Annotated in this window: 21 protein-coding genes; 13 read left to right on the top strand and 8 right to left on the bottom strand. The window is 65.4% G+C overall.

Going from position 1 to position 21,503, the window contains the following annotated elements; all coding sequences use genetic code 11:
- The first annotated feature begins 119 nt into the window (after positions 1 to 119).
- The 4 genes from ACOZ9V_RS00335 to ACOZ9V_RS00350 all read left to right on the top strand — a co-directional run bounded on the left by ACOZ9V_RS00335 (position 120) and on the right by ACOZ9V_RS00350 (position 4,287).
- Positions 120 to 1,910 carry a bifunctional 3'-5' exonuclease/DNA polymerase gene (locus ACOZ9V_RS00335; RefSeq protein WP_181271183.1) on the top strand — a complete coding sequence of 597 codons (1,791 nt, stop codon included), beginning with the start codon at positions 120 to 122 and terminating at the stop codon, positions 1,908 to 1,910.
- 132 nt (positions 1,911 to 2,042) lie between these two features.
- Positions 2,043 to 3,122, top strand: a complete 1,080-nt coding sequence (locus ACOZ9V_RS00340; RefSeq protein WP_172173058.1) for an NAD(P)-dependent alcohol dehydrogenase — start codon at positions 2,043 to 2,045, stop codon at positions 3,120 to 3,122.
- A 143-nt stretch (positions 3,123 to 3,265) separates the two neighbouring features.
- The gene (locus tag ACOZ9V_RS00345) at positions 3,266 to 3,733 is read left to right on the top strand and encodes a VanZ family protein (protein ID WP_229664022.1); all 468 of its coding nucleotides are present in this window, start codon (positions 3,266 to 3,268) and stop codon (positions 3,731 to 3,733) included.
- 80 nt (positions 3,734 to 3,813) lie between these two features.
- A complete protein-coding gene (locus tag ACOZ9V_RS00350; protein WP_434592651.1) occupies positions 3,814 to 4,287 on the top strand; it encodes a VanZ family protein in 474 nt (157 codons plus the stop codon).
- Between the two features lie 81 nt (positions 4,288 to 4,368).
- Here ACOZ9V_RS00350 and ACOZ9V_RS00355 read toward each other — a convergent pair whose 3' ends face one another.
- Positions 4,369 to 4,851, bottom strand: a complete 483-nt coding sequence (locus ACOZ9V_RS00355) for a MarR family winged helix-turn-helix transcriptional regulator (protein ID WP_181271181.1) — start codon at positions 4,849 to 4,851, stop codon at positions 4,369 to 4,371.
- Between the two features lie 98 nt (positions 4,852 to 4,949).
- Here ACOZ9V_RS00355 and ACOZ9V_RS00360 point away from each other — a divergent pair, with 98 nt between their 5' ends.
- Positions 4,950 to 5,375 carry a VOC family protein gene (locus ACOZ9V_RS00360; RefSeq protein WP_181271180.1) on the top strand — a complete coding sequence of 142 codons (426 nt, stop codon included), beginning with the start codon at positions 4,950 to 4,952 and terminating at the stop codon, positions 5,373 to 5,375.
- On the opposite strand, the gene ACOZ9V_RS00365 is transcribed toward ACOZ9V_RS00360, so the two are convergent.
- Genes ACOZ9V_RS00365 through ACOZ9V_RS00375 form a run of 3 tightly spaced genes read right to left on the bottom strand, consistent with a single transcriptional unit; the run spans position 5,376 to position 7,735 of the window.
- Positions 5,376 to 5,807 carry a YdeI/OmpD-associated family protein gene (locus tag ACOZ9V_RS00365; protein ID WP_181271179.1) on the bottom strand — a complete coding sequence of 144 codons (432 nt, stop codon included), beginning with the start codon at positions 5,805 to 5,807 and terminating at the stop codon, positions 5,376 to 5,378.
- Between the two features lie 45 nt (positions 5,808 to 5,852).
- A complete protein-coding gene (locus ACOZ9V_RS00370; protein ID WP_181271178.1) occupies positions 5,853 to 6,824 on the bottom strand; it encodes a methyltransferase family protein in 972 nt (323 codons plus the stop codon).
- Positions 6,821 to 7,735 carry a PhzF family phenazine biosynthesis protein gene (locus ACOZ9V_RS00375; protein WP_181271177.1) on the bottom strand — a complete coding sequence of 305 codons (915 nt, stop codon included), beginning with the start codon at positions 7,733 to 7,735 and terminating at the stop codon, positions 6,821 to 6,823. Before ACOZ9V_RS00375 ends, ACOZ9V_RS00370 begins: the two co-directional genes overlap by 4 nt.
- 202 nt (positions 7,736 to 7,937) lie before the next feature.
- Between ACOZ9V_RS00375 and ACOZ9V_RS00380 the strand changes: the two genes are divergently transcribed.
- The 5 genes from ACOZ9V_RS00380 (at position 7,938) to ACOZ9V_RS00400 (ending at position 13,129) form a co-directional block, all read left to right on the top strand.
- Positions 7,938 to 9,044, top strand: a complete 1,107-nt coding sequence (locus tag ACOZ9V_RS00380; RefSeq protein WP_229664023.1) for a Gfo/Idh/MocA family protein — start codon at positions 7,938 to 7,940, stop codon at positions 9,042 to 9,044.
- Between the two features lie 121 nt (positions 9,045 to 9,165).
- Complete coding sequence (locus tag ACOZ9V_RS00385) at positions 9,166 to 9,915, top strand: M50 family metallopeptidase (protein ID WP_181271176.1); 750 nt, start codon at positions 9,166 to 9,168, stop codon at positions 9,913 to 9,915.
- A 151-nt stretch (positions 9,916 to 10,066) separates the two neighbouring features.
- Positions 10,067 to 10,744 (top strand): HAD family hydrolase, encoded by a 678-nt coding sequence (locus ACOZ9V_RS00390; protein WP_139467674.1) that lies wholly within the window; start codon positions 10,067 to 10,069, stop codon positions 10,742 to 10,744.
- 172 nt (positions 10,745 to 10,916) lie between these two features.
- Positions 10,917 to 11,840, top strand: coding sequence for a hypothetical protein (locus ACOZ9V_RS00395; protein ID WP_434592659.1), 924 nt, complete (start codon positions 10,917 to 10,919; stop codon positions 11,838 to 11,840).
- Entirely contained in the window at positions 11,837 to 13,129 is a 1,293-nt protein-coding gene (locus ACOZ9V_RS00400; protein WP_181271174.1) for an HNH endonuclease signature motif containing protein, read from the top strand. Before ACOZ9V_RS00395 ends, ACOZ9V_RS00400 begins: the two co-directional genes overlap by 4 nt.
- Positions 13,130 to 13,294: 165 nt before the next feature.
- On the opposite strand, the gene ACOZ9V_RS00405 is transcribed toward ACOZ9V_RS00400, so the two are convergent.
- On the bottom strand, positions 13,295 to 14,905 hold the full coding sequence (locus ACOZ9V_RS00405) for a nucleobase:cation symporter-2 family protein (protein ID WP_139467676.1): 1,611 nt from the start codon (positions 14,903 to 14,905) through the stop codon (positions 13,295 to 13,297).
- Positions 14,906 to 15,355: 450 nt separating this feature from the next.
- On the opposite strand from ACOZ9V_RS00405, the gene ACOZ9V_RS00410 reads away from it, so the two are divergent.
- Positions 15,356 to 16,882, top strand: coding sequence for an 8-oxoguanine deaminase (locus ACOZ9V_RS00410; protein WP_181271173.1), 1,527 nt, complete (start codon positions 15,356 to 15,358; stop codon positions 16,880 to 16,882).
- Between the two features lie 115 nt (positions 16,883 to 16,997).
- Here ACOZ9V_RS00410 and ACOZ9V_RS00415 read toward each other — a convergent pair whose 3' ends face one another.
- Positions 16,998 to 17,483, bottom strand: coding sequence for a hypothetical protein (locus ACOZ9V_RS00415; RefSeq protein ID WP_139467678.1), 486 nt, complete (start codon positions 17,481 to 17,483; stop codon positions 16,998 to 17,000).
- 145 nt (positions 17,484 to 17,628) lie between these two features.
- On the opposite strand from ACOZ9V_RS00415, the gene ACOZ9V_RS00420 reads away from it, so the two are divergent.
- Positions 17,629 to 18,096, top strand: coding sequence for a DUF2871 domain-containing protein (locus ACOZ9V_RS00420; RefSeq protein WP_181271172.1), 468 nt, complete (start codon positions 17,629 to 17,631; stop codon positions 18,094 to 18,096).
- A 132-nt stretch (positions 18,097 to 18,228) separates the two neighbouring features.
- Here ACOZ9V_RS00420 and ACOZ9V_RS00425 read toward each other — a convergent pair whose 3' ends face one another.
- Positions 18,229 to 19,038, bottom strand: a complete 810-nt coding sequence (locus ACOZ9V_RS00425) for a MerR family transcriptional regulator (RefSeq protein ID WP_139467680.1) — start codon at positions 19,036 to 19,038, stop codon at positions 18,229 to 18,231.
- A gap of 72 nt (positions 19,039 to 19,110) precedes the next feature.
- Positions 19,111 to 19,857, bottom strand: coding sequence for a FadR/GntR family transcriptional regulator (locus ACOZ9V_RS00430; protein WP_219922266.1), 747 nt, complete (start codon positions 19,855 to 19,857; stop codon positions 19,111 to 19,113).
- 188 nt (positions 19,858 to 20,045) lie between these two features.
- On the opposite strand from ACOZ9V_RS00430, the gene eat reads away from it, so the two are divergent.
- Positions 20,046 to 21,482, top strand: a complete 1,437-nt coding sequence (gene eat / locus ACOZ9V_RS00435; protein WP_139467681.1) for an ethanolamine permease — start codon at positions 20,046 to 20,048, stop codon at positions 21,480 to 21,482.
- Positions 21,483 to 21,503: the final 21 nt, after the last annotated feature.

The following is a 21,503-nucleotide window of genomic DNA, read 5'->3' on the forward strand; positions in this document are numbered from 1 at the left end:
TCGCTCTCGACGTTACCAGGATCACGTTCGCGGCAGGCGGCCAGGGCCAGGGTGCGGACAGGAGAGCGGGAGATCGTCCGAGCGACTGTCCGAGCGAGCCCGCGGCGTAGGCTGGATCCATGACCTCCGCCCCCGCTCAGCGGCCCGCCGCCTGCGTGTTCGGAACCGTGCCCGGAACCGGGTTCGAGGGGCAGCGGTTCGGAATCGCCGACCTCGACAGCGCAGGTCGGGAGATCGGTCGGATCGACCTCGCCGAGGCGGACCTGCCCGATTTCGTCCGTGACCGTGAGGGCGGAGCCGGGGGAGATCCGAGCGAACCGGGCGGAGCCCGCCCTCGCTGGGTCCTCAGCGACACCGCGAAATGGTGCCCCCCGCTGCTCGCGGCCGGGGTGAGCCTCGAGCGCTGCCATGATCTGCGTCTGGCTCATGCGATCCTCGCCCGCTCCGAACTCGTCACCGCACCGGAGGCGGTGCGCGCCGCCTACGAATGGGACGCCGCGCCCGCCGACGCCGCCGCACCCGAACAGGCGGCCGCTCTCTTCGACGTCGATGCCGGTCGCGGATTCATCCCACAGGTTCCGCACGACCTCGAGGCGGCCCTGGCCGAACATGTCCGGCAGACCGCGGCGATCGAGACCGCGAGCGATCCGGGACGCCTGAGGCTGCTGCTGGCCGCGGAATCGGCGGGAGGACTCGTCGCCGCAGAGATGCGTGCGGCAGGGGTGCCCTGGGACGAAGCCGAACACGATCGGATACTGACCGAACTGCTCGGTCCCCGGCCGATCCGGGACGGGAAGCCTCAGAAGATGCTGTCCAAGGCCGAGGAAGTCCGCGCGGCCCTTGAGGATCCGCGGGTCAACCTCGATTCGCCGAACCGGTTGCTCGCGTCGCTGCGCAATGCCGGCATCAATGTCGCCTCGACCTCGAAATGGGAGCTGCAGACGAGCGAACATCCGGCGATCGCGCCCCTGCTCGAGTACAAGAAGATGGCGCGGCTGCTGAGCGCCAACGGCTGGCACTGGCTCGACGAATGGGTTGATGACGGACGGTACCGACCCGTGTACGTGCCCGGCGGGGTCGTCACCGGACGGTGGGCGGCCAGCGGGGGAGGGGCCCTGCAGATCCCGCGACAGCTGCGTCCGGCCCTGCGTGCCGACGAGGGATGGCGGCTCGTTTCCGCCGATGTCGCCCAGCTCGAACCCCGTGCGCTCGCCGCCATGTCCGGAGACCGGGCGATGGCCGCGGCCGGATTCGGCCGCGATCTCTACTCCGGGCTCGTCGACGCCGGCGTCGTGGCCACCCGGCAGGAGGCGAAGATCGCGGTGCTCGGGGCGATGTACGGATCGACGACCGGGGAGGCCGGAGCCCTGGTGCCGCGTCTGCGGCAGAATTTCCCCGCCGCCATGCACCTCGTCGATTCCGCCGCCGAGGCGGGACGACAGGGAGGAGTCGTATCCACCTGGTTGGGACGGACCTCCCCGCCGCCCGGCGAGGGGTGGCAGAGACTGCAGAGGGCGGCGAACCGCTTCGACGCCACCGGTGCCGATGAGCAGCGGGCCAGGCGGGCCGCCGGCGACCAGGGACGATTCACCCGCAACTTCGTCGTTCAGGGCACAGCGGCCGAATGGGCGCTGGCCTGGCTGGCCGACCTGCGGCTGCGCCTGGCGCGGCTTCCGGAGATCGAGGACACATCTGAGGCGGCCGCCTCGGGGCCGGTGTTCGCCCGCCGTGCTCACCTCGTGTTCTTCCTCCACGATGAGGTCATCGTCCATGCCCCGACCGAGCAGGCCGAGGAGGCGGCGGAGGCGATCAGGGCGGCGGCCGCCTCGGCGGGTCGACTGCTGTTCGGAGATGCCCCCGTCGATTTCCCCCTCGACCTGAGCATCGGTGAGCGCGCGATCAAGGACTGAGCCGTTCGATGGGGCCGAATGAAGGACTGAGCGGATCTACGAAGAATAAGTCCATGTGCATGGAATAGACTGCGAGCCGCAAGCGCTGGACGATGTGGCCCAGCAACGGATACGCAAGTCCAAGGAGATCACATGAGCATCAGCGTCAAGGCACTGCAGAAGACGGGAGCGGATCAGCCGTTCCGCGTGGCCACGATCGAACGCCGGGATCCCCGACCCGATGACGTCGTCATCGACATCAAGGCTGCAGGCATCTGCCACAGCGACATCCACACCATCCGCAACGAATGGGGCGAGGCGCACTTCCCGCTCACCGTCGGCCACGAGATCGCCGGCGTCGTCGAGGCCGTCGGTTCCGATGTCACTGATTGGAAGGTCGGCGACCGCGTGGGCGTGGGCTGCATGGTCAACTCGTGCGGCGAGTGCGAGGAATGCCGGGCCGGTCAGGAGCAGAACTGCCTGAACGGCAACGTCGGAACGTACAACGTCGAAGACGTCGACGGCACGATCACCCAGGGCGGATACGCACAGAAGGTCGTCGTCAACGAACGCTTCGTCTGCCGGATCCCCGATGCGCTCGACTTCGACGTCGCCGCCCCGCTGCTGTGCGCGGGCATCACCACCTATGCACCGCTCAACCGCTGGGGCGCCGGTGAGAAGAAGAACGGCGCTCCCAAGCAGGTCGCCGTGCTCGGACTCGGCGGACTCGGCCACATGGGTGTGCAGATCGCCGCGGCCATGGGCGCCGAGGTGACCGTCCTCTCGCGCACACTGAAGAAAGAAGCAGCGGCACTGGAACTCGGCGCGCAGCGGATGCTCGCCACCACCGACGAGAACTTCTTTTCCGACCACGCCGGCGAGTTCGACCTCATCCTCAACACGATCAGCGCCGACATCCCCGTCAACCGCTACCTGCGTCTGCTGGGGCCGCGCGGGGTCATGGCCGTCGTCGGCCTCCCGCCGGAGAAGCAGGAGTTCTCCTTCGGTGCCGTCATCGGCGGGGCCAAGGCGATCGCCGGATCGAACATAGGCGGCATCGCCGAGACCCAGGAGATGCTCGACTTCTGCGCCGAACACGGCATCGCCGCGAAGATCGAGACGATCCCCGTCACCGAGGCGGACGCCGCCTACGACCGGGTCGTGGCCGGAGACGTGCAGTTCCGCGTCGTCATCGACACCGCGAGCTTCGATGACGTCGAGGCCGTCGCCTGACGCACTTCGTCTGGATCCGCCTCGTCTGAATCCCGGGCGTGAGACCGCAATGGTCGGGGTGATTCCCGCAATCGATGCGGGAATCCCTCGACCCTCATGCCGCAGGCGGGCACAATGAGACCGGGTCGAGGGACAGGGGAGCGATGACGGGCACGAGGCGACAGCTGCGGACGGTGCCCCTGGCGCTGCTCATCCTCTACACGGTCTTCATCGGCCTCGTCACGCTCACACCCAACCAGATGGACACAGGCCCCGGCTCGTTCATCGCAGGACTGCTCGAGTTCCTCGCCTCCCACCGGATGACCGCATGGATCAGCTTTGACATCCTCGAGAAGCTCGCGAACGTCGGAATGTTCATTCCCTTCGGCCTGCTTGTGGCCCTCCAGTGCGGCCGCAGCCGCTGGTGGGTCGGCTGGGTCGCGGGCATCGCCTTCACGTGCCTCATCGAGGGCACTCAGGCGACCCTGCTCTCACCTACGCGCTTCGCCACGATCAGCGATCTCGTCACGAACAGCCTCGGTGCCGGCATCGGGGCTGTGGTCGGACTCATCGTCATGAGGATCTGGCCGCCGAGGACGGACGTCGTTCCCGTCGACCATGAGGTTCGTTGACAGATCGTGAGGTCCGGTGAGAGCCGGGTCATATCCGCATCTGAGGATGTGCCCAGGATTCGGTCGTAAGTTGGGCGGTGATGACCGATCGTGATCAGCGCACAGTCGGTGCGCCGCTGGCTCTTCCCGTCCTCTACACACTCTTCATCGCCGCCATCACGCTGACCCCGCAGCAGATGGGCACCGGTCCGGACACTCTCATCGGGCACGCACTCGACCTCTTCGCCGCTCACCGGGAGACCGCCTGGCTGACCTATGAACGGGTCGAGAAGCTCGGCAATGTGGCGATGTTCATTCCCTTCGGATTCCTCGCGGCCCTGCACTTCGGACGCCGACGCTGGTGGCTCGGATTCCTCTTCGGCGCGGGTTTCAGCGCCGCCATCGAGATCTTCCAAGGCACCGTGCTCACTCAGTCCCGCTTCGCCACGCTCAGCGATCTCGTCACGAACACTCTCGGCGCCGGCATCGGCGCAATCCTCGGCCTGTGCTGCCTGGCCGCATGGCCGAAACGGTCGAGGAGGAGGGAATCGGACAAGGAGCTCGCGCCGGTGTAGGTCCGATCACATCGGTCCAGGGCCCTGGTTGTCCGCCGGTCTTCCAGTCGTCCTATCGGTGACCGCTCGATCTCCCGGCCCTCAGCCGTCCTCGGCTTCTTCGAGGGCCGCGATGCACCGGCGGAGCGCCTCGGTGACTATCGTCCGAGTCTCATCGTCGAGCGGCGAGACCATGCGAGCGGAGACCGCCTCGACGCGGGAGACGGCCTGATCGAGCACCTCAACGCCTGCCGAGGTGAGACGTGTGGGCAGGACTCGACCGGATTCGGCCGTGGCCGGCCTCGTGATCAGTCCCCGTTCCTGGAGGCCGCGCACCAGCGTATTCATCGTCTGCCGGGTGACGAAGGCGCCGCGCGCGAGCTCGGAATTCGACGCTCCCGGCCTCCGGCGCAGCTGTTCGAGGCAGTTGTACTGCGGGGTGGTCAGCTCCAACGGCCGCAGCGTCTCGTCCATTGTCGACCGTAGCGCCGACTGCAGATGCTTGAGCTGATAGCCGAGCAGCGACTCGAGTTCCACCGGCTCTTCGCAGGTTCCCGCATTGTGATCCTCTGACCCTTGACTCATGTAAGTATTCTGACATACATTTATCGATGTCAGGATACTGACATGTGACAAAGGCGGCTCTCCATGAAAGGGAGGGATGCCGAGAGAAGGGAACGAACATGAATGCATCGACGACCGATACAGTGAAAGCCGGCACCACGAGCACCGAGGAGACCGGCACCGTGAGCGGTCCGGACTTCATCGCCTTGCAGGTCCGAGACGTGGAAGCGGCCGCACAGTTCTACGAATCGCGGCTCGGCCTCACCCGTGCCCCGGCTGCCCCTCCCGGAGCGGTCGTCTTCACGACTTCGCCGATCCCCTTCGCCGTGCGCGAGCCGCTGCCCGGCGTCGACCTCGACTCCGGCGACCGTCCGGGCAACGGGGTGGCACTGTGGCTGAAGTGCGATGATGCGCAGGCGCTGCATGATTCCCTCGCCGAGGCGGGGGTGGAGATCCTCCGGGCGCCCGCTCCCAGCCCCTTCGGGCTGACCTTCGCCTTCGCCGATCCCGACGGCTATGCGGTGACCCTGCACGACGCAGGGTGATCACTCGAGCGAGTCGACGATCTTCTTGATCCGGCGATCGCGGGTCTCCTCGGCCTTCGCCGAGGTCACCTGCCGCACATGCTCCTTGCGCTTCGACGGTGCGAGCGCATCGAACGCCGCGCGGACACCGGCGGCGGCGAGCGCCTCGGCGAGGGAATCGGGAACCGGGGTCTCCCGGTTCGAGGTGTCGTGTGTCAGCGTCACCTCGTGGGTCTCACCGCCGGCGACGCCGATCTTCTCCCGGTGCTCCTTGGCGAGCGGGAGCAGGTACTTCCCACCCATCACCGCGGTCGTCGAGGGATAGGAATAGCCTTCGATCGTGACGATGACCGGGACCCGCTTGCCCACGCCGAAGCCGAGCACGATGTCCTCGGGAACTTCGATGCCGACGTTGTTGCCGAGTTTCAGGAGTTCAGGGGTGAACGTGACCATGCGGCCTCCTCGGTGAGTGGATGGTCTTGACCGAGCGTAGGCCGATCAGTCCTCGTCGACAAGGTCGGGAGCGGTTTCGGCGGTCGAGAAGGTCGGCCACCAGCAGCGCACGCGCTTGGCGTAGTCGCGGTATTCGTCGCCGAAGCGCTCCAGGAGGTCGGTCTCCTCGTGGGGGCGGATGAGCCAGTTCCACAGAAGTGAGCCGATGAGCGCGTACACAACGACGAGCCACGAACCGATGAGCAGACCCATCGCCATGCCCTGGACGACGCCGGCGATGGCCATCGGATTGCGGACGAAGGCGTAGGGGCCGCGGGCGACGAGGTGGTGGGCCATCTGCGAGGGCAGCGGGGTGCCGGAGCCGAAGTTCGCGATCGCGCGGGCCGACCAGACGCCGATGACGCTGGAGACGGCGAGCAGGGCGAAGCCGACGACGACCAGGAGGATCGGGAACTTGTAGGCGAGGTTCCAGCGGTCTTCGAAGGCATTGATGATGACCGGGATGATGATGAGGAACACGCCCCAGAACACGACGATCTGGATGGTGGTCCGCACCAGCAGGCGGGACCGGATGCGGGTATGCGAACTGTGGAACGCGAAGGGTCCGACCAGGAGCTTCTCGGACGGGATGCGGCCGACGATCATGAGCACACCGGCAAGGAGGCTGCCGAGTGCGGCGAGGATCATGAGGACGGCGCCGAGTCCCGCCTCGGTGGTGGCGGTTGCGTAGATGACCATGCCCAGCGCCACGAGCACGGTCCACCCGGTGGCGATCCACACCGCCCAGCGGAAGTTGAGTGCAGCCAGGGCCGAACCGATGACGAACAGCGGAATGTCGACGATCGCGATGAGCAGCGGATCGATGCCGCCGAGAGTCGCGTCCGCCACCCCGGGAATCATCGCGGTGCCCAGCCACCAAGCCGCTCCGGCGAGGGCCTGGAGGGCGAAGTACATGCGGCCGTGGAAGATGCGCAGTCGTTTCTTCGGTTTGTTCACTTCGGTGAGATGTCGATTCATGTGTGCACCGTCCCGCGGATGCAGATGGACGTGTCTCCGCCGACCCAGATCTCGTCGTCCTCGGCGGTGATGGAGATGACTCCGGAGCGGCCGAGGGCGGTTCCCTGGGTCGCGGTGTAGCTGTTCGGAGCCAGGTTCTCGCCGACGAGCCATTGGGCGACGGAGGCGTTGAGGCTGCCGGTCACCGGATCCTCGGCGACGCCGACTCCGGGCACGAAGGCCCGGATCTCGTATTCGTGGTCTGATCCTTCCGGGTGGGCGCCCAGGACGCCGAGCTTCGCATCGGGGATGGCCGAGAAGTCGGGGGTGAGCGCGAGTACCTGTTCGGCGCTGGACAGTCGCACGGCCGCCCAGCCGGGGCCGTTGTCGGCCCACTGGTGGCCGAGGATCTCGGCACGATCGACGCCGAGGGCGACCGCGATCTGGTCGACGTAGGCATCGTCGAGCGGTCCCGAGCGCAGTCGATCGGGGGCGGCGAAGGCGAGGGTCTCGGAGAAATCGCCGCTTGGGTCGGTGCTGTCGGTCGGGTCGGTCGAGTTGATTCGGTCGGTCGGGTCGCCTCGGCGAGGGGATCTGCGGATGTCGACGAGGCCGGCACCGCACTCCTGGACGATGCGGTCAGTGTGCTTCGGGGCGCCGCCGGCGTCGAGCCAGGCCGCGGCCGAACCGAGCGTGGGGTGGCCGGCGAAGGGCAGTTCTCGATGCGGGGTGAAGATGCGCAGACGATAGTCGGCTGTTGGGTCGGCGGGCGGGAGGATGAAGGTGGTCTCGGACAGGTTCGTCCAGTTCGCGATGCGGGCCATCTGCTCCTCATCGAGGCCATCGGCGTCGACGATGACCGCCACGGGGTTGCCGTGGAAGGGCACGGCAGAGAAGACATCGACCTGGGCGAAACGACGGTGCTGTGACAATGACACTCCTTCGCGAGTTGCGGACCACGCTGCGAGCGGGGGATTGCGCGGGCGCTTCTCACAGTGTAAAGGCCCAGGCCGGAGCGCCGGTGGATTGGCCCCCGGTGGCGCGGGGGTGTCAGCCGCGGAGGGCGGCGGTTCGGTCGACTCGGTGCGGATGGATGCGGTCGACTCGGTGCGACCGGTGATTGCATAATGAGGCATGCCCTCAGATGACAATGCGCGGGGACGGGGTCTCCGCATCGGAATGCTCGGCGGCGGGTTCATGGGCCGCGTCCACAGTCGAGCCGCACGGTCGGCCGGAGCCGTGCTCGACTCGGTCGCATCGTCGCGGCCGGAGAGATCGGCACAAGCGGCGGCCGAGCTCGGCTTCGAGAATTCGACTGCGTCCGACGCACTGCTCGGCCGCACCCTCGACGCGATCCACATCTGCGCTCCCAATGAGGTCCACGCCGCGCAGTCCCTGCAGGCGCTGGACGCGGGATCGAACATCATCTGCGAGAAGCCCTTGGCCACTGATTCGACGGCCGCGCGTGCCGTGTTGGCCCGCGCCGACGAAGCTGGTCTGCTTGGGACCGTTCCATTCGTCTACCGCTACCACCCGATGGTGCGTGAGGCCCGCGCCCGATTCCGCGAGGGTCAGGCCGGGACGCTGCTGACCGTTGACGCCGGATACCTCCAGGACTGGCTGCTCGGCTCGGGCGACGAGAACTGGCGTGTCGATTCCGAACGCGGCGGCCCGTCGCGGGCCTTCGCCGATATCGGCTCCCACCTCGTCGACCTCATCGAGTTCATCGTCGATGATCGGATATCGTCCCTGGTGGCGACCACGAGAACCGTTCATCCACGCCGAGGAGGTGCCGCGGTGACCACGGAGGACACTGTGGCCGTGACCGTCGAGTTCTCCGGCGGCGCCATCGGTTCGCTGCTGGTGTCTCAGCTGGCTCCCGGACGCAAGAACGGGCTGACAGTGGAGATCGCCGGCACCGAGGCGAGCATGCGCTTCGAGCAGGAGCGGCCCGAGCAGCTGTGGTTCGGTCAGCGCGCCGACAGCCGCCTCCTCGTCCGCGATCCCGACTTCCTGTCCGCCGATGCCGCGCGCCTGTGTATGGTCCCGGCCGGCCATCCGCAGGGATACCAGGATGCGTTCAACGGCTTCGTCGCCGACTCCTATGCCTACTTCGCCGGCGAGCGACCGGAGGGGCTGCCGACTCTGCGAGACGGGGTGCGAGCCGTGCTCGTGACTGAGGCCGTGCTGCGGTCGGTACACGAACGTTCTTGGGTCGATGTAGAGCCGCTGGCCGTCTAGGCACCGCGATCTGCCGAACCATAGGCACTCTGACCGCCTGAGTCATAGGAGTCCCGACCTCCCGAATCGCTGAGGAGGTCCTGAGGGTCCCGCTCAGGAGCGGTTCGTACACTGGGCCGCTATGGACTTCAAGCAGGCAACGGCGACGTGGTGGGATGCCATCACCTCGGGCTTCGGGCGGCAGGACGGGCTCGAGCTCGACGTCCTCGGGCTCGTGCTCGTCATCGGAGTGCCCCTGGTCGTGACCCTGACTCCGGGGATCTGGAGGTTCTTCGGACTGTTCGTGACCTTCATCCACGAACTCGGTCACGCATTCGCCGCGCTCATGACGGGACGAGTGGTCAAGGGGATCTCGCTGAACTTCGATCATTCGGGGCAGATGAACTCCTTCGGCCGAGTCGGCTTCTCCGCCACATGGGCGGGTTTCTGGGGATATCCGGCTCCGGGCGTGCTCGGACTCGTCCTGGCCACCTCGGCGGCCTTCGGTTGGGCCCCCTTGGCACTGTCTGTGGGCGCGCTGATCCTGTTGGTCGCGCTCATCTTCATCCGGAACTTCGCGGGCGCGGTCATTGCCGTGATCACGGCGATCGCGGCGCAGCTCGTCGTCGTTTTCCTGCCGCTGGAGTGGATCTCGGTCTTCGTCGCCGCGCTCGGCACGGCGCTGACGATCGGGTCGCTCAAGGACCTAGTCAAGGTCATCCGCGTCCATACGCGCCGGCGCCATGTGCAGCAGTCCGATGCCTATATCCTCGCGCTGGGCTCGGCCTTGCCCGCCGGTGCCTGGCTGACGCTGTTTGCGCTGGTCATCATCGTCTGCGCGCTCGCCACCGCGCGGGTGCTGTATACGGCGGTGTCGGTCGGCGCGGTCTGATTGGGACTCTCTTCGTTTCCTGAGCTGGAGCAGCAGGGACGGTGTCGGTCGGCACGGTGTGACAGCGGCAGTGTCGGGTCCGCGAGATTCAGGGACGAGCCGGCGTGGATGCCCGTGATTCCGCGTCAGTGCCGGGTGGCAGAATCGGAGTATGGCCCCACTTCCGAAATTCTCCGCTGTCCTCTTCGACTGTGACGGAGTCCTCGTCGATTCCGAAAGCATCACGAACGGCGTCCTCCACCAGATGCTGCAGGAGCTCGGCTGGCAGCTGAGCGCCGAGGAATGCATTGCGCGATTCGTCGGCAAGATGCTCCGCGATGAGGCTGATGTCATCGAGGAGCACACCGGATTCCGCATCGGCGCGGAGTGGATGGAGGAGTTCCGGCGGCGGCGCAATGCCCAGCTCGAGGCCTCCCTCCAAGCGATTCCGGGGGTCGTCGATGCCGTTCACCGCATCGCCGAGAGCTACCCGGGCAGGATCGCCTGCGCTTCGGGAGCGGATCGTCCGAAGATCGAGCTGCAGCTGCGCAAGATCGGCCTGTTCGATGCCTTCGAGGGTCGGATCTTCTCCGGCATGGAGCAGCCGAACTCGAAGCCCGCCCCGGACGTCTATTTGGCAGCAGCCGAATCCTTGCAGATCGACCCCGCCGAGGCGGCCGTGATCGAAGATTCCCCCACCGGCGTGATCGCCGGCGCTGCGGCCGGATCCCGTGTGCTCGGGTTCTGCCCGGATTCTCCGGTTCATCAGAGCGCGGAAACGCTGTTGGCAGCGGGTGCCGCTGAGACCTTCAACGCGATGGACCAGCTGCCCGGCCTGCTGACTGAGTAGGTTCCTGGCTCGCCGAGCCTCGGCTGGGGCAAAACTCCATCATCAAAATACATCAAACAGCACCCAAACTCGCAGAGATTCTTTTCGTAATCGAGTTGTGACCTTCATTTCTTCTCCTTGGGAGTAAAATAGAGTCAAGGTATTCACATCGACGTGAAAGGCGGCGAGATCGATGAAGGATCCTCAGGATCCGGGCAACAACGGTCTCGAGCGTGCCTCGAATGAATCAGTCTCCGGTTCACCCGCGACATCGGCAGACCTCTCTTCGTCACCTCAGGTTCCTCTGATCGGCCCCGACTCACCCCGTCGTCTCGACGTCGAACCCGATTCGCCGATGGCCGTGGTCGTCAGTCTGGCTCATTTGAGCACGGGAGTTCGCCTCGCCGAATTCCAGGCCATCGCGGGACTGTTTCTGACCGATGTCATTGAGAAGCTCCGTTACGCCGAGGGCGACAAGATCTACTATCACGCAACGTTCACCGAAACGGCCGGCCGCTTCATCACGGCACGTGACGGACTGCTGCCTGAAAAGGACGACTTCGTGGACCCGTGGACATCCACCGGCTTCGTTCTCGAAGACCGCGCTCTCGACGGGTCTGATGATGCTGTTTCCTCCACCGGCACTGCCACCGACGACGGCGAAACCGGGGAGAGCATCGTCGAGCAGCCACTGGCTCCGCCGGCAGCCCCGCTTCCGAATTTCCCCAAGTTCGGACTGCACAAATCCTTCAACAGCTGGGTCCACGACATCGCCACGCGCGAAGAGATCGCCGAGCTGACCACGGTCCTCGGCTCGACGAGCAACGGTGCCTACAACGAGATCACGAACGCCGTGACACTGGCGTTCGGACTGCCGAAGTTCCTGCAGCGCTGCCTCGCCGGTGAATTCACGATCGAACACGTACTTGCAGCGACCCGTGCCATCAAAGACGTCGCCTTCGAATATCTGCCCCGTCTCGATGCCTACCTGGGCGACCGCCGTGCCGATATCACTATGGAGACCTTCAAGAAGTCGCTCAACCTCAAGATCGCGGCACTCGTCCCGGTCGACGACCGACCGAACTGGCCGAGAAGCGTCGCCGGGTCGACATCATGAATTACCCCGACGGCACCGCCTCGGTGACCTTGTCCGGACCCGCCGTGGAACTCAACGCCTTCTACCTGCGCATCGAAGCATTCGCCCGAGCGATCCGCAACGGCAACATCTCGGCGCTCTCCGAAGAGAGCACCGCCGGCCTCGAGGTCGCCGACCAGGACAGCATCGCCGCCCTCATGTTCGACATCGCCACTCGAGCGACCCCGCAGATGAGCATCGCCGTGACGACGCACGACACCATGACCGGTGAGACCACCACGAACGAGATCGCTCTCGAAGCCGCCGACGGCTCGGACTCCTCGGTCGCCGACGAATCCGACTCCACGGCTCCGATCACGGCAGCCGCGGTCGATCGTGCCGTGCAGGAGGCGCAGAGTGAAGCGGAAGCGACCGCCAACACCGGCGTCGAGGTGACGACCACCATCAAGCTCGTCATGCCCACCCACGGGCAGTGGGTGCGAGAGCAGACGAAGATGATGGTGACGGTTCCCTACCTCACCGCGGTGGGAAAGTCGGAGCTCCCGGGGACGTTCTCCGACGGCACCCCGGTGCCGCCCGACGCGGCACGTGCGCTCGCAGGCGAGAGCCCCACTTGGCACCGGATCCTCACCGATCCCGCCACCGGGACACCGATCGATGCCCGCTCGCGCAGCTACCACATCCCGGCAGCCGTGCGCGCGCCCTTGGTCGGCAGATGGCAGTCCTGCACCGCTCCAGGCTGCACCCGACGAGCGGAGACCTCGGAAGTCGATCACATCATTCCGTTCGACCATGCCGATCCGGCCCGAGGCGGTCAGACGACGTTCGAAAACCTCCACCCGCTGTGCAAACCCGACCACCAGGCCAAGACCGACCGCAGGCTCGCGGTCCGAATGACCGAGGACGGGGCAGTGGAGTACTCCTTCACCCGCGGAGTCGTCGCAACACTGTATCCACCGGACAACCCAATCAACGCCGAGCACGCTCGACAGGTGGAGAACTATGACCAACTGCCGAATCTGCTCGACCGGCAGAATCCCGTCGACGCGGAGCAGCTTCGCGACGTCGGAAATCTGGGCCCAGCCGGACGACTCGACAATACGGATGCATTTCGCCCTCCTGAACCAGAGGGCCACACCGCAACAGGGGGCTCCGAACCAGTAGCCTCCGAGCCAAGGGACTCCGAACCAGGCTCCAGGGAACGAGGGGACAAGTGTGCCCCGACCGCTGGCGCCAAGCCCGTCTTGAGCGTCGGCCGGGAGTCCCCGTGGAACGACTATTGGGACTCCGGAGATCCTCCCCCGTTCTGACGGCGGGTCCGTTCTGACGGCGGACCCTTTCTGACGGCCCGCCCGTTCTGACGACCAGCCCGATCTGACTGCAGCCCGAAATCGCACGAGGCCCCGGACGCGCGCCTTCGCAGACGGCGGCCGGGGCCCGTTCGGTGTATCCGGGTCCAGTTGGCGTATCTGGCCTCAGTTACCGTCCTCGGCGATGAGGCGGCGGACGTCTTCCTGGGTGCGAACCTCACCCTTCTGGGCGGCGTCGACGACCTTCTCGTGCTGCTCCTCGGTGACGACCGGAACCTCTTCTCCGTTGCAATCGACGATCTTGCCGTCCTTGACGGTATCGCCTTCATAGAGGATGGCTTCGTTGTCGATGAGTCGCTGCAGCTCTTCCTTGCGGATGACTCGTCCGGTGCCGGCCACGAAGACCGACCGATCAGAACGGTCCTTCGTCTTCACTCCGATGTGGTTGAAGACGAGGTTGAGCAGCACGGCCATGAGAGTGGCCGAGGAGATGCCCGAATGGAGGATGATGCCGACCCAATCCGGGAAGGCATTGTAGAAGTCGGGCTCGACGACCGGGATGATGCCGAAGGCCAGCGAGACCGCCACGATGATCATATTGAGGTTGCCCTCGTACTCGACCTTCGACAGCGTGCGGATGCCCGACGCGGCGACCGTGCCGAAGAGCACGATGCCCGCGCCGCCGAGAACCGGAGTCGGGACCGCCGCAACGACCCCGCCCATCACCGGAAGCAGGCCGAGAACGACGAGGATCGCACCACCGGCCGTGACGACGAAGCGCGACTTCACGCCGGTGATCGCCACCAGGCCGACGTTCTGCGCAAATGCCGACTGGGTGAAGGAGTTGAAGATCGGCGAGACCGCCGACGACAGCATGTCAGCGCGCAGGCCCGATGCGATGCGCTTGGAATCGACCTTCGTATCGACGATCTCTCCGACGGCGATGATGTCCGCCGTAGTCTCGGCGAAGGTGACGATGATGACGATGAACATCGAGATGATTGCCGCGGCCGAGAATGTCGGCATACCGAAGGCGAACGGCTCGGGGAACGCGAAGATCCCGCGATCGAGCACATGGGAGAAATCGGCCCAGCCGAAGATGAGGCAGCCGATGGTGCCGATGACGATGGCCAGCAGAATCGACAGGCGGGAGATCACCGCAACGGGAATCCTGCTGAGGATGAGCACGATGGCCAAGGTGACCACGGCGATGAGGATATTGCGCATGCTGCCGTAGTCGGCGGCCTCGGCATCCCCGCCCATGGCCCAGCCTGCGGCCACGGGCATGAGTGACAGACCGATCGTGGTGATGACCGTGCCGGTGACCACCGGAGGGAAGAACTTCACGATGAGTGCGAAGGCCGGGGCGACGATCAGGCCGATCACCGAGGCGACCAGCACCGATCCGAAGACCGCAGGCAGGCCGTCGCCGCCGGCCAGAATGGACGTCATCGTCGCGACGCCGGCGAACGAGACTCCCTGGACCAGCGGCAGCTGCGAGCCGAAGAACGGCACACCGACCGACTGCAGGATCGTGGCCAGACCGCCCATGAACAGACAGGAGGCGATGAGGAGGCTGATGCCGTTGCCGTCGAGACCGGCGGCATTGCCGATGATGAGGGGAACGGCGATGATTCCGCCGTACATAGTGAGCACGTGCTGCAGACCGTAGGCGAAGGAACTGCCGACGGGAAGCCGTTCGTCCTCCGGACGGGCCGGCTTGCTCGCGACCGCGGACTTGCGGTCGTTGCTGGGTGACTGATGGGATACCGACATCTATCTCTCCATTGAGTGCGTCCTCGGGCGAAGACCTCACTGTGACTGACCGACCTCAGTGGCCGGTGTAGCGTCCGAGCGGGCATCAGATCGACCGAGGGATCGGTTGCATAATTCCGTTATGCGAAAGGAAATTTCCTTATCGCAAAACTCTAAAGGAATACCATTTTCGCCGCAAGCCATTTTAGTGACCCGCGGCACATGCTAGAGTTCACGGCAGTCGTGTACTCATCCCCCGACGATCTACTGAACGTTCGCTCAGTTCGATGGTTTTGGATCATCGTACCGTCTCGCCGATAGGTGGGTACAGTCGGGGATCCCGGATGGGATACCGACCGGCGGAGCAGCAGACGCCGGAAAACCTGAGCTGGTGGCGTCAGCCCCAGTTCTGTCGCCACTGACCAATAGTGCGCGCTCGACGCGCACGGTTCAAGAGGGAAAGGCGACACGATGACCGACAGCAATGGAACCGGCACACCGTCAGCAGGAAGCTTCTCGGCACCAGGAAGCTCATTCAATACGGGAGACCGCGCATCGAGGAACTCCCCGGCTTCCGGGAACACATCGACCGCGCGACTGTGGCTGCGCGATCCGCTGGCCGTCCACCTCGGTGTCGGTGTCGATCCGAACCGGGCGGCGCGGGGAATCGTCATCGACCCCGCCACGGGAACTATCGTGGAACTCGTTCCCGCCGGTGGCGAACCCACTTCATCCGGGGCCGGCGGAACCGCCGGTGACACGGCTGCCCTCGAAGTCATCGACGCCTCAGCGCATGTCATCACTCCCGGGCTGATCAATACCCATCATCACTTCTACCAGACGCTGACCCGTGCATGGGCGCCCGTCGCCGACCTGCCGCTGTTCGGATGGCTGCAGAACCTCTATCCGGTCTGGGCCAGGCTGACCCCGCGCGCGCTCGAACTCGCCACGACCGTGGCGATGGCCGAACTCCTCGAATCCGGATGCACGACCGCCGCCGACCACCACTACCTGTTCCCCACCGGCATGGACGAGGCCATCGACATCCAGGTCGACGTCGTCCGGAGACTCGGCATGCGTGCCATGCTGACTCGCGGGTCGATGTCACTGGGCGAGGACGACGGCGGACTGCCCCCTCAGCAGACCGTCCAGGACTCGGAGGTCATCCTCGACGATTCCCGCCGTCTCGTCGAGACCTACCACCAACGTGGGCCCGGCGCTCAGATCCAGATCGGCTTCGCCCCGTGCTCCCCGTTCTCCGTGACCACCGAGCTCATGCGCGAATCCGCCGCACTCGCTGCGGAACTCGATGTCCGCCTCCATACCCACCTGGCCGAGACCATCGACGAAGAGGACTTCTGCCGCGAGACCTTCGGCCTGCGCACCGTCGACTACCTCGAATCCGTCGGCTGGCTGGGGGAGCGGACCTGGTTGGCGCACGGTGTGCACTTCGACGATTCGGAGATCGGCCGCCTCGGCGCCGCCGGGGTCTCCGTCGCCCACTGCCCGACTTCGAACATGCGGCTGGCCTCGGGAATCGCCCGCGCCGTCGAACTCGAGGACGCCGGAGTCAACGTCGGACTCGGTGTCGACGGATCCGCGTCGAATGACGCCTCGAACCTCATCCGCGAGGTCCGGCAGGCGCTCTACATCCAACGTCTGCGCTACGGCGCCGAGGCGGTCACCTGCGGCCGCGTCCTCGACTGGGCGACGAAGGGATCGGCGGCGGCACTCGGACGCGACGATCTCGGCACCATTGAGGTGGGCAAGCAGGCCGACCTCGCAATGTTCCGCCTCGACGGCCTCGCCTTCTCCGGATCGCACGACCCGATCCCCGCACTCGTCCTCTGCGGTGCAGAGAAGGCCGATCGCGTGATGGTCGGCGGTCAGTGGCGGGTCGTCGACGGCCACGCCATCGGCGCGAACGGGCACGCGCTCGACAAAGAAGCGCTCATCGCTGCGCATCAGGAGGAGGCGCGCCGCCTCGTTGCAGGGTGAGTTCCGGCTGAGGTCGGATGACGTGGTGGGCGGGTGCCGCCTCGGTGGTCGTGGTCCGGGGCCTCATCCGATGGGCCTCCGGTACCGGCCCGGGCACGAGGAGGATGCCGCCCGCTCAGTCCTCGGGTTTGCGGAACACCTCGCGCAGGTGGTCGCCGGTGAGGAAGTCGCCGACGCCGATCATGACCAGGCTGAACACGATCTGCTCGGTGATCATCCAGACCGGGTAGAGGCCGGGGATCGCGGCCATGACGAGGGTGATGACGGGGAAGATCTGCGTGAACAGGCGCAGGCGCTGGTATCCCCAGTAGAAGCCCTTCGTTGCGCGCCAAAAGAAGTAGAAGAGGGTCACGGTCATGCCGAGGACGACGATCGTGCGCATCCACACGGCGAACGGCACCGGTTCCCCGGCCCGGGCGATGAGCACTGCGTAGACCACGGCTCCGAAGCCGAGCACGAGTTCGAACACGAGCAGCCAGGTGATCCACGCGAAGGCGCGTTTGGTCTTCGGGTGTGCGAGGCCGTCCGAGGGCACGACGATTCCGGCTTTCCTGCCGCCGGCGAGGCGGTCGATCTTCGCGAGCAAGTTCTCCATGGCCATGCCTCCAGGCTAGCGGGATCACGAGCTCCGGAACCGATTTTCGGGGCCTCAGGACCCTGTGTGATGGAACATCAATCGAAAGTTGGGGATGCAGTTCAATCCTGTGGGTCAGGAAACCGCGCCCGCGTGCTGATGAAGTGGAAGCATGAAGAAGATATTCAATGCAGCGTTCACGTACATGATCATCGGCGTCCTCTCGGGACTGTTCTACCGCGAGTTCACCAAGGCCAACGACTTCCCCTCCGGCGAGTTCACGCAGCTCGGCCTCGTCCACACCCACCTGCTCACACTCGGCTTCATCGTCCTTCTCATCGTCCTCGCCCTCGACAAGGTGTTCGGACTCTCCGGCACGAAGTTGTTCTCGTGGTTCTTCTGGCTCTACAACGTCGGCGTGATCCTCACCGCGTCAATGATGGTCTGGCACGGCTCGCTCACCGTCCTCGGCGAAGAGTCGAACGCCATGATCGCCGGAATCGCCGGCCTCGGTCACATCGCCCTGTCCGTCAGCCTCGTCCTGTTCTTCCTCGCCCTGCGGAAGAAGGTCGTGGTCGGCAAGGCTGTAGCCGATAAGGCTGTGACCGAAGGCGCGGAGGCGACTTCGCCGTCGCGCTGACCGGGACACCGTCGCCGAGGCGGTTCCGCAGCGTCGTTCAAGGCGAACCGAGACTGTCGATCCGTACACGAACCGACAGACGCGGTTCGCCTTGAATGAGGGAATGGAACCCCGCTCCCTCGGACGTCACCGTCACACGATGATCGGCTGCTGGAGCTCGACGATCCATCCAGCTTGGTCGGATTCGTCTGCGGTGTCGTGACCTGTTTCGAGGTAGACCTCGCGGCACGGGCCGGTCAGGGAATACCCCTGACTGATGCACCACTTGGAAAGGTGCTGCCAGCCGGCGCCGATGCGGCTCATCGACCCCTCGTGGATGAGAGTCGCCGCAGTGCACGCCTCCAGCTCTGTGACCTGCAGATCCGCAAGATCCTGAGCTGTTTCCGTGCGATACCCGCAGGTGACCTCGGTCCCGTGTCCGGCGTCGGAGTAGATGCCGACGCCGGCTGCGTGTCGGATCCCCGCTTCCGCGAGACGGTCGGCAACACTGCCGAACAGCGGTCCGATCTCAGAAGTGTCGAACGGCGGCTCGCCGAGAACGACCGTCTGTCCGAGTACCCTCTCTGCAGGCAGTTCTTTGATGATGCAGTCCGGATGGTTCATAGCAGTCCCTTCGATGAGTGCCAGCCGAAATTCGACTTCGGCCAGCTTCGCGGCTGCAGCCGACTGCTCGGCTCGCAGTTGATGACGACGCAGATTGAGCATGCCGGTCAGCTCGGTCGTGCTGAGGTCGGCGTCTATCAGTTCGGCGATCTTCCGCAGCGAGATCCCCAGGGCGTTGAGCGCCATGATTCTGTTGAGGCGCGGCAGCTGCGCCACCGTGTAGCTGCGGTGTCCGGAGAACGGTTCGACCGAATCCGGAGCCAACAGACCCATCGACTCATAGTGGCGGAGCATGCGCACCGATACCTGCCCCAGCTGCGCGAATTCACCGATCCTCATGTGCTCTCCTCGTCGTCATCGACAGTCCACCACCTGACACGGTGTCAGGTTCAAGAGCATTCGCCGCTGGTCTCACCTCTGTTCGAGGAATCCGCGCAGCAGCTTCTCGGTGCCTTCCGCATGCTGTGCGGCGAGATCGGCGGCACGATCAGGGTCAGAGGCGAGTATGGCGTCGACGATCTCTCGGTGCTGATCGCAGGAGTGCTCGACGTTCGTATGGATGAAGGGGATCCGGTCGAGCAGGGCGTTGACCCGATCGCGAGTGCTCGCTGAGGCGTAGATGAGTGACGGCATGTGCGTGAGTTCGGCGATCATGAGGTGGAATCTGGCATCGAGCACGCGGAACTGTTCGGCGGAGGCGAACACCGTACGACAATCCGTCTCCGCTGCGGTCAGGGCAGCGACCTCGTTCGGAGAGAGGTCTTGCTCGGCGACGATGCGGGCCGCGGCTGTCTCGAGAACCAAGCGAAACCGGACGGCATCATCGAGCTCGCCGGGGTCGATGCGCTCATCGGTGTCGGCGGACGGCAGTCGTGTCACAAAGGTGCCGCCATAGCGACCGCGACGGGAAGTGACGATGCCCGCAGTCTGAAGCTCGATGAGCGCCTGCCGCAGGGTCGCCCGCGAGACCCGGATCTGGGCGGCGAGTTCGCGCTCGGCCGGCAGTTTGTCGCCGACGAGGTACTTGCCGAGACGGATCGCCCGCAGCAGCTCCGCAATCGTATGTTCGAACACATTTCCGCCGCGCGCATGCTTGCCTCCCGGGCGGGGTTGGCTGCCCGCGGTCCCTGGGCCGCCCGGCTCTTCTGCTCTGTCCAAGTCTGCCTCCTCTCCTGGTCTCGCAACTCAACTCGTCTTCGTTGATTCTTCCACTCTCGCGGAAAATCCTTGACAGTCGTCTGTGAGTCAGATTACATTCGTCTCAGTCTAATGGTCTGGTAACGATCCATTGGGCGACTGTTCGACCACGACGAGATCGAGACTCACCAGAACCCCGAGGGGCAGCCATGAGCAAGAACATCGAATACGGCAATGTCGATGAGCACTACCTCGAGAAGCGACAGTTGAAGAAGGGCGCGGCCGGCTGGATCCTCCTCGCAGGCCTCGGCGTCGCCTACGTCATCTCCGGAGACTTCTCCGGCTGGAACCTCGGGTTGGCCGAAGGCGGCTGGGGCGGCCTGCTCATCGCCTTTCTCCTCATGGGACTCATGTACGTATGCATGGTCTTCGGCCTCGCCGAACTCTCCTCCACTCTGCCGACTGCCGGTGCAGGCTACGGCTTCGCCCGCCGAGCGCTCGGCCCGCTGGGCGGATTCGCCACCGGCATGGCGATCCTCATCGAGTACACGATGGCTCCGGCCGCGATCTCGACCTTCATCGCCGGCTACGTCCAGGCGCTCGGCATTCTGCCCGAATCGGTGCCTACCTGGACGATCTATCTCGTCGCCTACGCGGTCTTCATCGGAATCCACCTATGGGGAGTCGGTGAGGCCCTGCGGCTGATGTTCGTCATCACCGCCGTCGCGGTCATCGCCCTCATCGTCTTCGTGGTCGCCGCGGTCGGCCACTTCGATGCCAGCAATCTCTTCGACATCGAACCCACCGGCGCCCTCGGGTCATCGGCATTCATGCCGATGGGCATCTCCGGCCTGCTCGCCTCGCTCGTCTTCGGTATCTGGTTCTTCCTCGCCGTCGAAGGCGTCCCGCTGGCCGCCGAGGAATCGGCGAACCCGAAGAAGGACATGCCGCGCGGCATCATCACGGCAATGGCCGTGCTCGTCGTCTTCGGCGCCCTCATGCTCCTCCTCGTCCCCGGACTCGCAGGCGCCTCGGCGATGGGGGAATCGGACAATCCGCTGCCCGAAGCCCTGCGCACGATCTACGGCGAGAACTCCGTCCTTGCGACCTTCGTCAACTGGGCCGGCCTGGCGGGGCTCATCGCGAGCTTCTTCTCGATCATCTTCGCCTACTCTCGTCAGCTCTTCGCCCTCTCGCGCGCCGGCTACCTGCCCAAGTGGCTGTCCCTGACGGGCAAACGCAAGACCCCGGTCCTCGCCCTCATCGTCCCCGGCACCATCGGCTTCATCCTCGCGATCGCCGTCGACGGCAACGGCGGAGTCCTCCTCAACGTCGCGGTCTTCGGTGCCACGGTCTCCTACGTCCTGCTCAACCTCTCCCACATCCGCCTGCGCGTCAAGGAACCCGATCTGCCCCGCGGCTACCGCACTCCCGGCGGCATCGTCACCACCTCCATCGCCCTCGTACTCGCATCGGTGGCCGTCATCGCCACCTTCTTCGTCGACATCCTCGCCGCCGGCATCGCCGCCGGAGTCTTCCTCATCGCGCTCGCCTACTTCTGGTTCTACTCCCGCCACCACCTCGTCGCGAGCGCACCGGAAGAGGAGTTTGCACAGATCGAGGCCGCCGAGAAGGGCCTCAAGTAGCCCGCACGACCCACCTTCAAC

The sequence above is a fragment of the Brevibacterium sp. 1718 genome (genome assembly GCF_051131255.1).
In the GTDB taxonomy this organism is placed as follows: domain Bacteria; phylum Actinomycetota; class Actinomycetes; order Actinomycetales; family Brevibacteriaceae; genus Brevibacterium; species Brevibacterium sediminis.

Coding starts and splice junctions, on each gene's coding strand:
- ACOZ9V_RS00365 (WP_181271179.1), bottom strand. CDS start 5,807: ATGGTCACGTTCACCCCTGAACTCCTGAAACTCGGCAACAACGTCGGC.
- ACOZ9V_RS00370 (WP_181271178.1), bottom strand. CDS start 6,824: ATGAATCGACATCTCACCGAAGTGAACAAACCGAAGAAACGACTGCGC.
- ACOZ9V_RS00410 (WP_181271173.1), top strand. CDS start 15,356: ATGACCGACAGCAATGGAACCGGCACACCGTCAGCAGGAAGCTTCTCG.
- ACOZ9V_RS00360 (WP_181271180.1), top strand. CDS start 4,950: ATGAATGCATCGACGACCGATACAGTGAAAGCCGGCACCACGAGCACC.
- ACOZ9V_RS00405 (WP_139467676.1), bottom strand. CDS start 14,905: ATGTCGGTATCCCATCAGTCACCCAGCAACGACCGCAAGTCCGCGGTC.
- ACOZ9V_RS00425 (WP_139467680.1), bottom strand. CDS start 19,038: ATGAGGATCGGTGAATTCGCGCAGCTGGGGCAGGTATCGGTGCGCATG.
- ACOZ9V_RS00380 (WP_229664023.1), top strand. CDS start 7,938: ATGCCCTCAGATGACAATGCGCGGGGACGGGGTCTCCGCATCGGAATG.
- eat (WP_139467681.1), top strand. CDS start 20,046: ATGAGCAAGAACATCGAATACGGCAATGTCGATGAGCACTACCTCGAG.
- ACOZ9V_RS00415 (WP_139467678.1), bottom strand. CDS start 17,483: ATGGCCATGGAGAACTTGCTCGCGAAGATCGACCGCCTCGCCGGCGGC.
- ACOZ9V_RS00340 (WP_172173058.1), top strand. CDS start 2,043: ATGAGCATCAGCGTCAAGGCACTGCAGAAGACGGGAGCGGATCAGCCG.
- ACOZ9V_RS00345 (WP_229664022.1), top strand. CDS start 3,266: ATGACGGGCACGAGGCGACAGCTGCGGACGGTGCCCCTGGCGCTGCTC.
- ACOZ9V_RS00385 (WP_181271176.1), top strand. CDS start 9,166: ATGGACTTCAAGCAGGCAACGGCGACGTGGTGGGATGCCATCACCTCG.
- ACOZ9V_RS00400 (WP_181271174.1), top strand. CDS start 11,837: ATGAATTACCCCGACGGCACCGCCTCGGTGACCTTGTCCGGACCCGCC.
- ACOZ9V_RS00395 (WP_434592659.1), top strand. CDS start 10,917: ATGAAGGATCCTCAGGATCCGGGCAACAACGGTCTCGAGCGTGCCTCG.
- ACOZ9V_RS00355 (WP_181271181.1), bottom strand. CDS start 4,851: ATGAGTCAAGGGTCAGAGGATCACAATGCGGGAACCTGCGAAGAGCCG.
- ACOZ9V_RS00335 (WP_181271183.1), top strand. CDS start 120: ATGACCTCCGCCCCCGCTCAGCGGCCCGCCGCCTGCGTGTTCGGAACC.
- ACOZ9V_RS00390 (WP_139467674.1), top strand. CDS start 10,067: ATGGCCCCACTTCCGAAATTCTCCGCTGTCCTCTTCGACTGTGACGGA.
- ACOZ9V_RS00350 (WP_434592651.1), top strand. CDS start 3,814: ATGACCGATCGTGATCAGCGCACAGTCGGTGCGCCGCTGGCTCTTCCC.
- ACOZ9V_RS00420 (WP_181271172.1), top strand. CDS start 17,629: ATGAAGAAGATATTCAATGCAGCGTTCACGTACATGATCATCGGCGTC.